This window comes from Lentzea indica, from assembly GCF_012184385.1.
Taxonomy (GTDB): Bacteria; Actinomycetota; Actinomycetes; order Mycobacteriales; family Pseudonocardiaceae; genus Lentzea; species Lentzea indica.
On the sequence record NZ_VSRL01000041.1, the window covers coordinates 15,928 to 30,504 of the forward strand.

At 68.2% G+C, this 14,577-nt stretch carries 12 protein-coding genes and 1 pseudogene; 8 read left to right on the plus strand and 5 right to left on the minus strand.

Annotated elements, in window-relative coordinates:
- From FXN61_RS14350 to FXN61_RS14365, 4 genes and pseudogenes are all read left to right on the plus strand, one after another.
- Window positions 1-1,579: pseudogene (locus FXN61_RS14350) on the plus strand (hypothetical protein); the annotation flags it as partial.
- Between the two features lie 4 nt (window positions 1,580-1,583).
- Window positions 1,584-4,301, plus strand: coding sequence for an AfsR/SARP family transcriptional regulator (locus FXN61_RS14355; protein WP_167974096.1), 2,718 nt, complete (start codon window positions 1,584-1,586; stop codon window positions 4,299-4,301).
- 56 nt (window positions 4,302-4,357) lie between these two features.
- Window positions 4,358-4,513 (plus strand): DUF6131 family protein, encoded by a 156-nt coding sequence (locus FXN61_RS14360; RefSeq protein WP_167974098.1) that lies wholly within the window; start codon window positions 4,358-4,360, stop codon window positions 4,511-4,513.
- 278 nt (window positions 4,514-4,791) lie between these two features.
- Window positions 4,792-6,006, plus strand: a complete 1,215-nt coding sequence (locus FXN61_RS14365; protein ID WP_167974100.1) for a mannosyltransferase — start codon at window positions 4,792-4,794, stop codon at window positions 6,004-6,006.
- Here the strand turns inward: FXN61_RS14365 and FXN61_RS14370 are convergent.
- Both FXN61_RS14370 and FXN61_RS14375 read right to left on the minus strand, forming a co-directional pair.
- Window positions 5,923-6,906, minus strand: a complete 984-nt coding sequence (locus FXN61_RS14370; protein ID WP_167974102.1) for a glycoside hydrolase family 88 protein — start codon at window positions 6,904-6,906, stop codon at window positions 5,923-5,925. The genes FXN61_RS14365 and FXN61_RS14370 overlap by 84 nt on opposite strands.
- Before the next feature lie 59 nt (window positions 6,907-6,965).
- Window positions 6,966-7,259 (minus strand): 4a-hydroxytetrahydrobiopterin dehydratase, encoded by a 294-nt coding sequence (locus tag FXN61_RS14375; RefSeq protein ID WP_167974104.1) that lies wholly within the window; start codon window positions 7,257-7,259, stop codon window positions 6,966-6,968.
- Window positions 7,260-7,396: 137 nt separating this feature from the next.
- Here FXN61_RS14375 and FXN61_RS14380 point away from each other — a divergent pair, with 137 nt between their 5' ends.
- The 4 genes from FXN61_RS14380 to FXN61_RS14395 are packed head-to-tail and all read left to right on the plus strand — an operon-like array spanning window position 7,397 to window position 11,707.
- Window positions 7,397-8,401, plus strand: coding sequence for a thiamine ABC transporter substrate-binding protein (locus FXN61_RS14380; protein WP_167974106.1), 1,005 nt, complete (start codon window positions 7,397-7,399; stop codon window positions 8,399-8,401).
- Window positions 8,377-9,984: an ABC transporter permease gene (locus FXN61_RS14385; protein ID WP_312877721.1), complete on the plus strand. Its 1,608-nt coding sequence runs from the start codon at window positions 8,377-8,379 to the stop codon at window positions 9,982-9,984. Before FXN61_RS14380 ends, FXN61_RS14385 begins: the two co-directional genes overlap by 25 nt.
- Window positions 9,984-10,937: an ABC transporter ATP-binding protein gene (locus FXN61_RS14390; protein ID WP_167974108.1), complete on the plus strand. Its 954-nt coding sequence runs from the start codon at window positions 9,984-9,986 to the stop codon at window positions 10,935-10,937. The genes FXN61_RS14385 and FXN61_RS14390 overlap by 1 nt, the downstream gene beginning before the upstream one ends.
- Before the next feature lie 11 nt (window positions 10,938-10,948).
- Entirely contained in the window at window positions 10,949-11,707 is a 759-nt protein-coding gene (locus FXN61_RS14395; RefSeq protein WP_167974110.1) for an SDR family oxidoreductase, read from the plus strand.
- Here the strand turns inward: FXN61_RS14395 and FXN61_RS14400 are convergent.
- From FXN61_RS14400 to FXN61_RS14410, 3 genes are read right to left on the minus strand one after another with little or no spacing between them, the layout of a single operon-like run.
- Window positions 11,704-12,504 carry an ABC transporter permease gene (locus FXN61_RS14400; protein WP_167974112.1) on the minus strand — a complete coding sequence of 267 codons (801 nt, stop codon included), beginning with the start codon at window positions 12,502-12,504 and terminating at the stop codon, window positions 11,704-11,706. The two genes, FXN61_RS14395 and FXN61_RS14400, sit on opposite strands and share 4 nt — an antisense overlap.
- A complete protein-coding gene (locus FXN61_RS14405; protein WP_167974114.1) occupies window positions 12,501-13,505 on the minus strand; it encodes an ABC transporter ATP-binding protein in 1,005 nt (334 codons plus the stop codon). Before FXN61_RS14405 ends, FXN61_RS14400 begins: the two co-directional genes overlap by 4 nt.
- A complete protein-coding gene (locus tag FXN61_RS14410) occupies window positions 13,502-14,572 on the minus strand; it encodes a LolA family protein (RefSeq protein ID WP_167974116.1) in 1,071 nt (356 codons plus the stop codon). The genes FXN61_RS14405 and FXN61_RS14410 overlap by 4 nt, the downstream gene beginning before the upstream one ends.
- Window positions 14,573-14,577: the final 5 nt, after the last annotated feature.

Genomic DNA, 14,577 nt, shown 5'->3' on the forward strand with positions numbered 1-14,577 from the left:
GCCCGGCGGTGCTGCGAACCTGGTGCTGATCACCAGCCGCAACCGGTTGAGCGGGCTGGTCGCGCGTGAGGGTGCGCAGCCCGTCGCGTTGGACGTGCTCGACGAGCAGGCTGCGGTCGATCTGCTGACCGAACGGATCCGCGCGGCACGCGTCGCCGCCGAGCCCGAGGCGGTCTCGCGGCTGGTCAAGCGGTGTGCGGGACTTCCACTGGCGCTCGGCATCGTGGCCGCCCGCGCTGCCTACGGCGACTCGCTGACGGCGTTGGCGGACGAGCTGGAACTGGAACGTCTTGACGCGCTGGACATCGACGATCCGATGACCGGCATCCGCGGGGTCTTCTCGTGGTCGCTGAGGAACGTCAGCGAGACGGCGGCCAGGGTGTTCGTGCTGCTCGGCCTGCATCCAGGACCGGACTTCTCGATCGCGGCCGCGGCCAGCCTCGCGGCGCTGCCACTCGCGGAAGCACAACGGGCGCTGCACGAACTGGTGGCGGGCAGCCTCGTCGCCACGACGAGCACCGGGCGGTACTTGCTGCACGACCTGTTGCGGGACTACGCCGCCGAACGTGTGGGCGAACTGCCTGAAGTGCAACGGTCGGAGGCGTTGCACCGGATGTTCGACCACTACCTGCACACCTCGCTGGAGGCGAACCAGAGGATCGAGATCCGCGTCCACTGGACGCCGCTGGCGCCGCCGTCGCCGTCCGCCGTGGTCGTGCCGATGCCGGATGTGCGGGCAGCGCGAGAATGGGAGAACGCCGAGCGCCGGGTGGTGCCGGGAGTGGTGGCGAAGATGGTGGCCGCGGGGGCGGACGATCTCGCCTGGCGGCTGGGCTACACGTTGCACCTCCACCTGCTCAGGCGGGGACAGCTGGCCGATGTCGAGGCTTTGGAACTCATGGCGCTGGCTGCGGCGCAACGGCTCGGCGACGTCTTCGGCCGGGCCCGCCTGCACCGCTCGCTCGGCGGCGTTTACATCGCGCAGGAGGATTTCGACAAGGCGGACCACCACCTGAGCTCCGCGTTGCGGTGTGAAGTGGAGCTGGGCAACCCGAACACGCAGGCGGACGTTTCACGTGGCCTGGCCTTCGTGTACGAGATGCAGGGCCGGCACGCGGACGCGCTGGACATCCTGACGAAGGTGCATGCGACGGTCGACAGCCTGAACACGTACCAGCGGGCCTGTCATCTCGCGGCGCTGGGCAGAGCCCATCATCGGGCCGGCGAAGCCGAACGCGGTCTCGAACTCTGCCTGAGAGCGGACGAGGCGTTCGACGAGGCCAAACGCGACGTGCCGTCCATGCCCATGTCGACGAACTGGGAGACGAAAGGTGACATCCACCTGGACTTCGGCCGGTACCCGGAAGCCGTCGACTGTTACCGCGAGGCGGTGCGGTTGCTGAGGACGATGAGCCAGACGATCCAACTGGCCTACGGGCTGGTCAGGCTGGCGAAGGCGCACATCGCGGCGGGGGAGAGCGAGGCCGCCCGTCCACCGCTAGTGGAGGCGGTGTCCATCTACGAAGCGCTGGACCGCAAGGACGCGGCCGAGGTGCGCTCACTGCTGGAAGGTTTGTAGCGACGTGACTGTCGAGTACCGCGTGCTGGGGCCGTTGGAAGTACTGCTCGACGGCGAACCTGTCCCGGTGCCTGCCGGGCGCGGTCGAGTTCTGCTCGCGACGTTGTTGTTGCGTGCCAACGAGTTCGTGTCGGTCGACGAGCTGGTTGAACGGGTGTGGGACGGCGAGCCGCCGGCCGCGGATCGGGCGCACAAGACATTGCAGACGGTCGTGATGCGGTTGCGGCAGTCGTTGGGGGAAGCCAACTGCGTGCGCACGTCGTCACGCGGTTACTCGGCCGAGGTGGAGCCGGAACAGCTCGACCTCACCCGGTTCCGGGCGCTGACGGCTCTCGGCGAGCGCCGTGCCGCGTTGGAGTTGTGGCGTGGGCCGGTGCTGGGCAACGTCGCGTCGGAGTCGTTGCACCGCGAAGACGTGCCTCAGCTGGTGGAGGAGCACGTCGTCGCGCTGGAACGGCGGATCGACGAGGACCTGGCCCGTGTCACCGACGTCCTGGTGCCTGAGCTGCGGTCACTGGTGCGGCAGCATCCGCTGCGGGAGACGTTCTGGGCGCAGTTGATGCTGGCCCTGCATCGGGCGGGCCAGCAGGCGGAGGCACTCACGGTCTACCAGGAGATCCGCACGCGTCTCGCCGACGAACTCGGTGTGGACCCCGGTCAACGGCTGCGCGAGGCGCATGAGCAGGTGCTGCGTGGTGAGGCGCCCGCTTCGTCGGTGGTGCCCCGCCAGCTCCCGCCGGCCCACCCGCACTTCGTCGGCCGCGAGCACGAGCTGGCGCGGCTGACCGAGATGCTCAGGATCCGGCCGGGCGAGCCGGTGCTGATCTCCGCGATCAACGGCATCGGTGGTGTTGGCAAGACCGCGCTCGCGCTGCGATGGGCACACCAGGTCGCCGACCGGTTCCCTGACGGTCAGCTCTACGCGAACCTGCGCGGCTTCGACACGCGTGCCGAGCCGCTGGACCCGGTGTCGGTGACCCGCGACTTCCTGCTCGCGCTCGGCGTGCCGACGAAGGAGATCCCGGCGTCCGACGACGCGGTGATCGCCATGTACCGGTCGGTGTTGGCGCAGCGCCGGGCGCTGGTGGTGCTGGACAACGCCCGTGATGTGGATCAGGTCCGGCCGTTGTTGCCCGGCGGTGCTGCGAACCTGGTGCTGATCACCAGCCGCAACCGGTTGAGCGGGCTGGTCGCGCGTGAGGGTGCGCAGCCCGTCGCGTTGGACGTGCTGGACCAACAGGGCGCGGTCGATCTGCTGACCGAACGCATCGGCGCGGCACGTGTCGCCGCCGAGCCGGACGCCGTCTCGCGGCTGGTCAAGCGGTGTGCGGGACTTCCACTGGCGCTCGGCATCGTGGCCGCCCGCGCTGCCTACGGTGACTCGCTCACGGCACTGGCGGACGAGCTGGAACAGGAACGCCTCGACGCGCTCGACATCGACGATCCGATGACCGGCATCCGCGGGGTCTTCTCGTGGTCGTTGCGGTCGGTGAGCGAACCGGCGGCCAGGGTGTTCGTGCTGCTCGGCCTGCATCCAGGACCGGACTTCTCGATCGCGGCCGCGGCCAGCCTCGCGGCGCTGTCACCGGCAGAGGCCAGGCGGGCGCTCAATGAGCTCGTCGCCTGCAGCCTGGTCGGTGCGGCGAACACCGGGCGGTTCGCGTTGCACGACCTGCTTCGCGACTACGTCCAGGAGCGTGCTGCGGAGTTGCCTGACGAGCAGCGTCTCCCCGCGCGGCAGCGGATGTTCGACCACTACGTCCACATGACCTGGGCGGCCTGCGTACCGCTGGAAGGCGCCATCCGCTGGCCGGAACTGCCACCACCAGCGGAGTTCGCGGTCGTCGAGCCCATCGCGGACGTCGATGCCAGCTACGGCTGGTACGAACCAGAGCACCAGGTGTTGCTGGGTGTGTTCGCCCAGCTGGAGGCCGTTGGGGCGGATGACGTCCTCTGGACCTACGCCTATTCGTTGCACAACTACCTGCTGCGCAGCTCACGTCTGGGTGAGGCCGCGGACATCGAGGCGCGTGGGCTCGCCGCGGCGCAGCGCGAAGGCAGCGTCTTCGGGCAATCGCGCCTCAACCGCGCGCTGGCGGGCGCCTACATGGCGGCGAGGGACCTGGTGAAGGCGGAGTTCCACATGGGTGAAGGGCTGCGCTGCGACGAGGAACTGGGCGACGAGAACGGAGTGTCGAACGTGTCGCGCGGGCTGGCCTTCCTGTGCGAACTGCAGGGCAAGCACGACGAGGGGCTGGCGGTCCTGCGCCGCATCCATCCGATGGCCGTCAACCTGAAGACCAAGTTCGAGAAAGCCAGCTATCTCTCCGCCTACGGCAGAGCACATCACCTGGTGGGCGACAACGAGCGCGCGCTCGAGCTCTGCCTCGACGCGCAGGCGCTGTACGTCGAGCTCAACCGCCCGGCGGGGGACGTGTCCAGGAGCATGAACCACGAAACGCTGGCCGACATCTACACGGCACTCGGCAGGCACGCGGACGCGATCGAGAACTGCCAGGCGTCCGTGCGGATGCTGCGAGCCATCCGGGACATCCACAACCTCGCCGATGTGCTCGTGCAGCTGTCGAAGGCCCAGATCGCGGCGGGGGATCCCGACGCTGCCCGCGAGTCGCTCGACGAGGCGTTGTCCCTCTGCGAGCGGATGGAGGCGGGGAACGCGAACTCTCAGCGGGTGCGGGAGCTGCTCGCTTCACTGGACTAGGTTTGTACCGACCTCTGTGGGGTAGTCCAGAGAAGGATTCCCCACCTGGAGGTGTCATGATCGTTCTCGGTCTGATCCTGCTCGTCGTCGGATGGCTGGCCGGTATCAGCATCCTGACGACCATCGGAGTGGTGCTTCTGGTGATCGGCGCGATCCTCGCCGTGCTCGGCGCGGTCGGCAGGCCGGTCGGCGGACGTGCACATTACTTCTAAGGCTGCACATAGCGCCCCCATTCCCCCTCGGAATGGTGAAGGGGGAGTCTCCACTGTGGAGGCTCCCCCTTCCGCTTGCCTGGCAACGGTTTTACACGTTGTTCTTGGCGCGAGCGGCAGCGGCGAACACTCCGAACGCGACCCCCAGCATGGCCAGAGCGGCGACAGCAGCGACTACAAGATCAACAGACATGATCAGAAAAACTCCCTCTTGCGATCTCTCCCGTCTCTATGACGCCGGGGTACCCGTGAACGTTGCCTCGGGTAACGTTTTCGGGGTGAAACTCCGTGCTGTGGAAGCGCGTGTGCTCTCCGTAGCACCGTGGCTGCTCGCGTTGTCGGTCGCCGGGCACCTGTTCATGGTCGCGTTCCAGGCGAAGATGACCATGATCGACCTGCTGGTGTACCGCAACGGCTCGCCGCACCTGTTCTCCGGCGACCTGTACGAGTGGCGGCTCGACCAGTACGCGGACGTGTTCCCGCTGCCGTTCACGTACCCGCCGTTCGCGGCCGCGATCTTCACGCCGATGAGCTGGGTGCCGTGGGAGGCGTCCCGGTGGATCTGGCAGCTGATCTGCCTCGGCTGCCTCTACTACATCGTGCGCACGAGTCTGAAGCTGCTGAAGCTGCACGACCCGCGCCGCGTGATGATGTGGACCGCGCTGACGCTGTGGATCGAGCCGGTGCGCACCACGCTCAACTACGGCCAGATCAACCTGGTGCTGGCGGCGATCCTGATCGGCACGCTCGCGAGCGCGCGGAACTGGGTCGGCGGCGCCGGTGTGGGTTTCACGGCGGGCATCAAACTCACGCCCGCCATCTCCGGGCTCTACTTCCTCATCCAACGCAGGTGGATGGCCGCCGTCTGGTCGTTCGTCGCGTTCGTCGCGGTGTACGGCATCGGCTGGGCCATCTCGCCGTCGCAGTCGGACAAGTTCTGGTTCCAGCTGCTCGGTGATGCGAGCCGGGTCGGGCCGGTCGGCAGCGCGATCAACCAGTCGATGCGCGGGGCGCTGAGCCGCACGTTCGGCCACGACGTCAAGACCGGGCCGATCTACCTCGTGGCCGTGCTGGTCGCGGCCGCGCTGACGTGGTTCGCGGTCAGCAAGACCAAGGACGTGCTGGCGTTGATCATCAGCGTCCAGATGCTCGGCCTGCTGGTCTCGCCCATCTCGTGGAGTCACCACTGGGTGTGGATGGTGCCCGCCCTCCTGTGGCTGACCTACGAGGGCGGACACCTCCTCTGCAAGATCACCGCCGGCCTGTGGGTGCTGCTGACCGGCGGTTACCTGATCTCGTTCCTGCTGCTCGCCCAGCCGAACATCTGGGACTTCCCGCGGCCCTGGTACTTCGTGCTGCTCGGCTGGGGCTACCCGGCCGCCGGCATGCTCACGCTGGTCGCGATCGGCCTAGCAACCAGGCGTGAGAGGGACGAGCTGCTGCCCGGCGATGAGGAAGCTGCCGACAGCGAACCCAGCCGAGTCGCCGGCTGAGGCCGGCTTCCAGGAGTTGCGGGCCGCCGTCCAGCCGAGCAGGCCGTCGGCGTCCAGCGCGGTCTGCAGCGCCTGCCAGCCCTTCTGCACGTACGGCAGGTAGGTCTCCTTGTCGAGGACGCCCGCGTTGACGCCCGCGGCGAACGCGTAGGTGATCATCGCGGTGGCCGCGGAGTCCTTGCCGGTGGCGCCCCAGAAGCCGTCGTGGCGCTGCAGGTGCCGCAACGTCTGCGCGCTCTTGCGCAGCGTCTTGGCGTAGTCGGCGCGGTACGGGTTGTCCTTCGGCAGCATCAGGATCGCCTTGGCCAGACCCTGCACGGCCCAGCCGTTGGTTTGCACGTTCAGGCTCCACAGGCCCGTGACCTCGTCGAACGTGCGCTTCTTGAGGCTGCGGTACGACCTGTACGAGTAGTCGAGCAGGTCCTGGTCGAGGTCGCGCACGGCGACCTCGGTGAAGGACGGCAGCGACATGGTCAGCGCGTCGGGCGATTTCCAGTGGTCGAACTTCCCGGTCTTCGCCTGGGCCCGCAGGTTGTCCCGCAGCGGCTGGAGCACCTCGGGCTCCGGGTGGAAGAACGAGACGGCCAGGTAGGCCTCACCGCTCGACTGCGGGTCAGGGGCGTACGGGTTCGCCGGGTCGATCGGCAGCAGGTACTTGTTCGCTTTCACCCACGGCCACGTCTTGTGGTTGCTGATCCCGGTCGTCCGCACCTGCGCGATGTTGCCGACGTGGAAGTTCGCGTTGGACCAGTTGTTGGCCTTGAGATCGGTGCCCTTGGTGACCCACGCCTGGCTGGCCTTGATCATCGTGTCCGTCACGGCACACGGCACGGCCTGCGCGGCCACCGGTGCGATCAGGAGGCTGCCAGCCAGCGCCACGACAAAAAGGGGTGTGCGCAACCGCATGAGGGTGTTCCCTCTCATTTCCGCGGGCGGCGGCAGCGCACATCTTGACCGAATCAGGCCAACGCGTCCAGGACTCCGTCGATCTCCTCGGCGAGAGACACGTCGAGCGCGGTGATTCCTCCCTTGTAGTGGGTGCTCAGGCGAAATGTGAGGGTCTTGTAGCGAATGTCGATGTCCGGGTGGTGGTTGTCGTTCTCGGCGATCTCCGCGACCCGGTTCACGACCATGATCGCCTGCGGGAAGCTCGCCAGCTCCACGGTCCTGACGAGTGCCGCGTCCTGGGCTGCCCAGTCGGGCAGCTTGGGCAGCACGTCGTTCAGCTGATCGTCGCTCAACAGCTCGGCCATGTCCTGATCGTGCCACCACGTCACGTAAGCTGCGCGTTTGCCACGGGAGTCCGGTGAAGCGCCGGGCTGAGAGGAGGGCTCGCAAGCCCTCGACCGTCCACCTGATCCGGGTCATACCGGCGTAGGGAGAGATTTCAGTGAGAAAGATTTTTGCTGTTGCCGCCGCTGCTGCACTGGCGCTGACCGGTTGTTCGACCGGTACGTCGACCGCGCCGCAGACGCACGAGGTCACTTTGGTGACGCACGACTCGTTCGTGGTGAAGGAAGGCCTCATGGACGAGTTCCAGAAGGCCACCGGTATCACCGTGAAGCAGATCGCGAGCGGTGACGCGGGCGAGCTCACGAACAAGCTCGTGCTCACCAAGTCCAATCCGATCGGCGACGTCGCGTTCGGTGTCGACTCGACGTTCGCCTCGCGGGCTCTGGCCGAGGGCGTGTTCGCCGAGTACGCCTCGCCGGAGGCCTCCAAGGGCGCTCAGCGCTACCAGGTGGACTCCACGGGGCGCCTGCACGCGGTGGACGTCGGTGACGTGTGCCTGAACATCGACCCGGCCAAGCTCGGTGGCGTCGAGCCGACCTCGTACGAGGACCTCGTCGACCCGAAGTTCAAGGACAAGCTGGTCGTGGAGAACCCGGCCACGTCCTCGCCGGGCCTCGCGTTCCTGCTGGGCACGATCGCGAAGTTCGGCGAGAACGGCTGGCAGGAGTACTGGACCAAGCTCAAGGCCAACGGCGTCAAGGTCGTGAGCGGCTGGGAAGAGGCCTACAACCAGGAGTTCTCCGCCACCAAGGGCGACCGGCCGATCGTCGTCTCGTACGCCTCGTCGCCGTCGGCGGAGGGCGGCAAGACCAAGGCCGTGCTGAGCACGTGCTACCGCCAGGTCGAGTACGCCGGCGTGCTGTCCGGGGCCAAGAACCCCGCCGACGCGCAGAAGGTCCTGGACTTCCTGCTGGGCGAGAAGTTCCAGGCCCAGGTGGCCGAGCACATGTACGTCTACCCGTCGCGTGAGGGCGTCGCGCTGCCCGAGTCGTGGGCCAAGGACGCGCCGCTGCCGCCGAACCCGCAGACCCTGCCCGCGGACAAGGTCAAGGACAACCGCGAAGCCTGGGTCGAGCAGTGGCGCAAGCTCGTGCAGGGCTGAGCACCCGCACCGGGTGGTCGGCGGCGGCGCTGTTGCCGCTGGCCTTCCTCGGGTTGTTCTTCGCGTGGCCCGTGCTGGCGATCGTGTCGCTGGGGCTGCGCGAGGGCGGTGTGGTTTCCGCGCTGTTCAGCGGGGAGACCTGGGAGCTCGTCGGGTTCACGCTGGGGCAGGCTCTCGCGTCGACACTGGTCGCGCTCGTCGCCGGGTTGCCGGTGGCGTTCGTGCTCGCGCGGTGCCGGCTTCGCGGGCTCGGGGTTGTGCGTGCGGCCGTGATGGTGCCGTTCGTGCTGCCGACCGTGGTGGTGGGGCTGGCTTTCCGCACGTTCTGGCCGGACGGCGGGGTGCTGCCGATCGTGCTGGCCAACGCGTTCTTCAACGTCGCCGTGGTCGCGCGGACCGTTGGCGGGCTGTGGGCCCACACGGATCGGCGGGCTGAGGACGCGGCCCGGGCTCTCGGGGCTTCCCGTCCGCGGGCGTTCCTGTCGGTCGTGTTGCCGGCGTTGGCGCCCGCGATCGGGTCGGCTGCGGCGGTCGTGTTCTTGTTCTGCGCCACCAGTTTCGGTGTGGTTCTGGTGCTCGGCGGGTCTCGGTATCGGACGTTGGAGACCGAGATCTACCTGCGGACGGTCGAGCTGTTCGACCTCTCCGGCGCGGCCGCGTTGTCGTTGCTGCAGTTCGCTGCTGTGCTGGCGGTCCTGGTTCTGGGTGCGCTGGCCCGGCGGCGTCGGGAGACGGCGTTGTCGTTGCGCGGCAGGGAAGAGCTGGCCCGGCGGCCGTCCGGTGGTGAGTGGTACGTCGTTGCCGGGGCGGGCCTGGTCGTCATGGCCTTGCTGACGCCGGTCGTCGGGCTGGTCACGCGGTCGTTGTCCACCCGGGACGGTTGGAGCTTCGCCGGATATGCGGCGCTGGCGACTCGTGGTGATCGCGGGACGCTGGCGGTAACCGGGCTGGACGCGGCGTTGAACTCGGTGCGGACGGCGTTCGACGCGACTCTTGTGGCGTTGGTGGTCGGGGTGTTCTCCGCCGTGGTGCTGGTCGGGTTGCGGCGGTCAGGGGGCCGGATCGCGGAGGTGCTGGACACCGCGTTGATGCTGCCTCTCGGGGTGTCCGCGGTGACCCTCGGTTTCGGGTACCTGGTGACGATGGACGCGCTGCCAGGGGATTTCCGGACCTCGCCGTTGCTGGTGCCGCTGGCCCAGGCGCTGGTGGTGACGCCGTTGATCGTGCGGATGGTGCTGCCGGTGTTGCGGGCGGTCGACGAACGCCTGCGGCAGGCGGCGGCGACGTTGGGCGCGTCGCCGTTCCGGGTGTGGCGTGAGGTGGACCTGCCGCTGGTCGGGCGGTCGCTGGTGGCGGCTGCCGGCTTCGGGTACGTGGTGGCGCTGGGGGAGTTCGGTGCGACGAGCTTCCTGGCGCGGCCGGACGCGCCGACGTTGCCGGTGGTGATCGCGCGGCTGATGTCGCGGCCGGGGGAGTTGAACAGCCAGATGGCCTATGCGGCGTGTGCGCTGCTGATGGTCGTCACGGTCGGGTGCGTGCTGCTGATCGAGCGGTTGCGCGTGCCTAGCAGCGGGGAGTTCTGATGGCGCTGGAACTGGACTCGATCACCGTCCGTTATGGACAGATGGTCGCGGTGTCGGACGTGTCGCTTTCGGTGGCGGACGGTGAAGTCGTGGCGCTGCTCGGGCCGTCGGGGTGCGGGAAGTCGACGTTGCTGCGGACGATCGCGGGACTGGAGAAGCCTTCTTCCGGTTCGGTCCGGTGGGATTCGTCGGACCTGGCCGGTGTGCCGGTGCATCGGCGGGAGTTCGGGCTGGTCTTCCAGGACGGGCAGCTGTTTCCGCACCGGTCGGTGGCGGGGAACGTGGCTTTCGGGCTGCGGATGCGTGGAGTGGAGCGCGAAGAGCGGGACAAGCGGGTTCTTTCGTTGCTGGAGCTCGTCGGTTTGGACGGGTATGCCTCACGTCGTGTGACGCAGCTGTCCGGTGGTGAGCAGCAGCGGGTGGCGTTGGCGCGGGCGTTGGCTCCCTCGCCGCGGTTGTTGCTGCTGGACGAGCCGTTGTCGGCGCTGGACCGGGCGTTGCGGGAGCAGCTCGCGGTCGATCTGGCGCGGTTGTTGCGGGAGGCCGCCACGACCGCGTTGGTCGTGACGCACGACCACGACGAGGCGTTCACGCTGGCCGACCGGGTGGCGATCATGTTGCGCGGCCGGATCGTTCAGGTCGGCCCGCCGGCCGAGGTGTGGTCGTCGCCGGTCGATGTCGAGACCGCGAAGTTCTTGGGGTGCAACAAGTTCGTGCCCGGTTCGTTCGTGGGGGTATCCGCTGAACGCGTTGGGCTGCGGGCCACGGCGTTGCGGGTCGATCCGTCGGGCTCTCTTGAGGGCACTGTGCTGGAGCGGGTGCACCGGCGGGACCACGTGCGGTTGCTCGTGGAGATCGACGGCGAGGAGTACGAGGCGGTCGGGCCGATGACCGAGATCGGGGACCGCGTGCGGCTCGTAATTGACTTGGACGGCGTCGCTCGTATCGGTTAGCTAAGAGTCCTATGGGACATCTTGAGGGACGAGTCGCGCTGGTCACGGGCGTGAGCAGGCGGCAGGGCATCGGGTACGCGACCGCTCAGCGGCTGGCCGGGCTGGGCGCTGACCTGTTCGTGCAGCACCACGTGGCGCACGACGCGGAGCAGCCGTGGGGCGCGGATTCGATCGAGGACGTGATCGCGGGTATCGGTGGTCGCGTCGAGCACCTCGGTGCCGATCTCGCGCTGCCGGACGCGCCGGAGCAGCTCATGGCGGCTGCGGTCAAGGCTTACGGGCGTGTCGACGTGCTGGTGTGCAACCACGCGAGCAGCGGGCCCGACGGTGGGCTGGGTGAGCTGGACGCGGCCAAGATCGATGCTCACTACGCGGTGAACACGCGGTCGTCGATCCTGTTGGCGCAAGCGTTTGCCGAGCAGCACGACGGGGCGCCTGGCGGACGGGTCGTGTTCATGACGTCCGGGCAGAATCTCGGACCGATGCCTGGTCAGATCGCCTACGCCGCGTCGAAGGGTGCGCTGGTGGGGATCATGTCGACGCTGTCCCACCAGCTGATCAGGCAGGGGATCACCATCAACGCGGTGAACCCCGGCCCGACCGACACCGGTTATGCGACCGAGGAGACCAGGGAGTGGGTGCGGGAGCGGATGCCGCTCGGCCGCTGGGGCCAGCCGGACGACGCCGCCCGGCTGGTCTCCTGGCTCTGCACCGACGACGCTGAGTGGATCACCGGACAGGTGATCAACAGCGAGGGCGGGTTTCGCTAGCTGTCCTTGGTGATGAGACGCATTGCGGCGAGGCCCGTGCCGATCAGCATGTAGCAGCCCGCGAGGAGCGTGCTGTCCCAGATCTGACCGAGCGGGATCGGGTCTCGCATCACGTCGATCAGGCCGGGGAAGCCCGTCGTGATCAGGAACGGGTGCAGCCAGTCGAGCGACGGGAACTGCCCCAGCACCTGGAACACGATGATCGTCGTCATCGTCGCCGCCTGCACCACCAGCGGGTGCTCGGTCGTCGAGCTGACGGCGAGGGCGACCGCGCCGATCGCCACCATCTGGAACGTCACCAGCAGGATGAAGAACGCGATCCGCAGGAAGCCCTCTGCCGTGGAGAGGGTGGTGCCGGACAGCGTCATCATGCCGTTCGTGCCGAGGAACGCGGTGCCGGCGATGATGCCCACGACCGCCATCAGCGTGACGGCGAAGAGCGACATCGCGGTGAGCCCGAACAGCTTCACGAACAGCAGCCGCACCCGTGACACCGGTGCGACGAGCAGCCCGCGCAACGTGCCGTGCTGCGCCTCGCCCGCGAGCCCGTCCGCCGCCCAGATCGACGCCACCAGCGGCAGCAGCAGGTTGAGCGACAGGAACAGGGTGAAGATGGGCACGACCATGCCGTTGCCGTTGAGGATCGCTCCCAGCCCCGGCCCGCCGTCACCCTCGCCGGCGGACCAGATGCCGAAGCTGATGATGATCGGCACCAGGATCAGCCCGAACAGCCCGATGAGGGTCCGCGGCCTGCGCAGCATCCAGCGCACCTCGGAACCGAACTGACGCGTGATCATCGCGGTCCCCCGTCCAGCGTGTCCACAGCGGACATTCCGCGCTCGGCCTCCTCGGCCTCGGTGAGCCGCGCGAACAGCTCCTCCAGGCCGGTCTTCCACCTGGTCGCCTCGTAGACCCCGACGCCGGCCTTCACCAGCGTCTCGATCACCTGCGGCGCCGACGTTCCCGCGAGTTCGACACGGAGGCCCTCGCCGAGCGGTCGTGCGGAGATCTTCGCGGTGCGCAGTGCGCTGAGCGCCGTCTCGACGTCCGGGGTGATCACCTGGAGCGCCGAGCCGCCAGCCTGCAGCAGTTCGGTCAGCTCTCCCTGTGCCACAACGGTTCCGCGGTGCAGGACCGCGACGTGCGTGCAGGTCGCCTCGACCTCGCTCAACAGGTGGCTGGAGACGAGGACGGTGCTGCCCTGTTCGTGCAGGTCCGCGATGATCTTGCGGATCTCGCGGGTTCCCGCCGGGTCGAGGCCGTTGGTCGGCTCGTCGAGCACGACCAGCTTGCGCGGCACGAGCAACGCCGCGGCCAGGCCGAGACGTTGCTTCATGCCGAGCGAGTACCCCCGGTACCTGCGGTGGGCCGCCTGCGCGAGCCCGACGCGTTCGAGCGCGTCCTCCACCGCCTGCTTGATCTGCTTCTTGGGGAGCAGCGGCTCGAACGCGGCACACCTGATGAGGTTCTCCCGCCCGCTGAGGAACGGGTGGAACCCCGGACCCTCGACCAGCGCGCCCACGTGCGGCAGCGCGTGCTCGGCCCCGTCAGGAAGCGGCTTGCCGAGCAGCTCGATCTCCCCCTGCGTGGGGCGGACCAACCCGAGCAGCATCCGGATCGTGGTCGTCTTGCCAGACCCGTTGGGGCCGAGCATGCCGAGCACGGCTCCTTCCGGCAGCTCGAGGTCGACGCGGTCCACGGCGACCGTGCTCCCGTACTCCTTGCGCAGACCCTTGGTCCGCGCGGCGACGGCGGTCTTGTGCCCCGTCGTCACCGGCGCGCTGGTCGAGGTGGTCACTTCACCTGTCCGATCGTGTCGAACAGCACCTGCTCGGGCACGGCGCCCGCGACAACACGGCCGTCGTCCGCGATCAGGATCGTGGCGACCTTGGTCGTGAACAGCTTGCCGCTGCCCCAGCTGCCGCTCACCTTCTTGGTGAACCGGTCGACCAGGCCCTGCGCCTCTGCCGGCACGTGGGTCATGGCCTCAGCCGGGATCTTCGCGCCGACGACCGAGTCCCAGCCGGTGCCGAAGATCTGCGGGTCCTTGCCGTTCAGCGCCTGCTCCAGGCCCAGCTCGGGCTCGTGCCGCTGCTTCTGCTCCTTGGCCTCCGGAGTGGTGACCTTGGCGTTGGCGGGCGGGGTGAACTCGAACAGCTTCGAGTCCTGCGGGCCGACGTTGATCTGGCTGAAGCCGACCGTGCCAGCCGGTTCCGCGGTGCCGTTCGTGAGGACGGCGACGCGCAGCGGCATCTTGAGCTCGGAGTCGACCGCGATCCTGACCTCACGGATCAGCGTCTTCTCACTGGCCTTCGGCGTGAGGACCAGCTCGTAGGCGGCACGGTTCGCGACCCGCGCGGTGCCGTCGACGCTGATGTCGCTGAACTCCTTGGTCTGGTTGACGATCTCCTTGGCCGCGGTGGCCGGGTCGATCGCCTTCTGCTCGTTCTCCGGCTTGACCTCCTTGTCGGCCTTGTGCTCCGACTTGGTGACCTCGTTGTTCTGGGAGTTCCAGGACCACGTGGTGGAGCCGTCGTCAACGATGGTCTGCTCGGACTGACCGTTCGGAAGAGCCAGCCGGAGCTTGCCGTTGCCGTCCGTCCAGATCCTCGCGCTGTGCTTGCCGTCCGCGAGCTGCGGGATCTCGCCGATCGCCGGGAGACCGAGCTTGTTGTCGACCTCCACGGTGCCGCCGAACGCACCCGGTTTGCTGGTCAGGACCTGCTCGACCAGCTTCTCCGGGGCGATGTCCGGCAGGGATGGTGGCTGGCCTGCGCCTGCTGGCATGGCTAGCAGGCTGATGCCTGCCGCACCGGTGAGCACACCGGCCGCAGCTGCGGCCAGGGTCACCTTTCGCTTGTTCATCTGTG

Bases quoted from the DNA above. Each gene is read 5' to 3' on its own strand.
- FXN61_RS14390 (WP_167974108.1), top strand. From the start codon at position 9,984: ATGGCGCTGGAACTGGACTCGATCACCGTCCGTTATGGACAGATGGTC.
- FXN61_RS14395 (WP_167974110.1), top strand. From the start codon at position 10,949: ATGGGACATCTTGAGGGACGAGTCGCGCTGGTCACGGGCGTGAGCAGG.
- FXN61_RS14400 (WP_167974112.1), bottom strand. From the start codon at position 12,504: ATGATCACGCGTCAGTTCGGTTCCGAGGTGCGCTGGATGCTGCGCAGG.
- FXN61_RS14375 (WP_167974104.1), bottom strand. From the start codon at position 7,259: ATGGCCGAGCTGTTGAGCGACGATCAGCTGAACGACGTGCTGCCCAAG.
- FXN61_RS14360 (WP_167974098.1), top strand. From the start codon at position 4,358: ATGATCGTTCTCGGTCTGATCCTGCTCGTCGTCGGATGGCTGGCCGGT.
- FXN61_RS14410 (WP_167974116.1), bottom strand. From the start codon at position 14,572: ATGAACAAGCGAAAGGTGACCCTGGCCGCAGCTGCGGCCGGTGTGCTC.